We start from the raw sequence: 369 nt of genomic DNA on the forward strand, positions 1-369 counted from the left end.
CTTGATGCGCAGGTACTGGGCGATCACCTGGAGGGCATTGAGGTGCTGGCGCTTGTACTCGTGGATGCGCTTCACCTGCACGTCGAAGAGGCTGTCCGGGTCCACGGCCAGCTCCAGCTCCCGCTGGATGTAGCCGGCCAGGCGTTGCTTGGCGGTCCGCTTGCACTGGCCCCAGCGTTCCAGGAAGGCCCCGTCGTCCTCGAACTCCTCCAGGCGACGGAGCGACTGGGGCCAGGCGGGCCAGTCGGGGCCGATGGTTTCGCAGAGCAGGTCGTGCAGAGAGGGATTGGCCAGGGCGACCCAGCGCCTGGGGGTGACGCCGTTGGTGACGTTGGTGAACTTCTCGGGCCAGAGGGCGGCGAATTCGGG

General features: G+C 67.5%; 1 protein-coding gene. It reads right to left on the reverse strand.

All coding sequences use genetic code 11. From position 1 onward, the window contains the following. Positions 1-369, reverse strand: a 369-nt coding sequence (locus KUG38_RS16680; RefSeq protein WP_216923533.1) for a glycogen/starch/alpha-glucan phosphorylase, incomplete at both ends; no start/stop codon positions are given.

It is taken from the genome of Synechococcus sp. CCAP 1479/9 (assembly GCF_019038535.1).
Taxonomy (GTDB): Bacteria; Cyanobacteriota; Cyanobacteriia; order PCC-6307; family Cyanobiaceae; genus Cyanobium.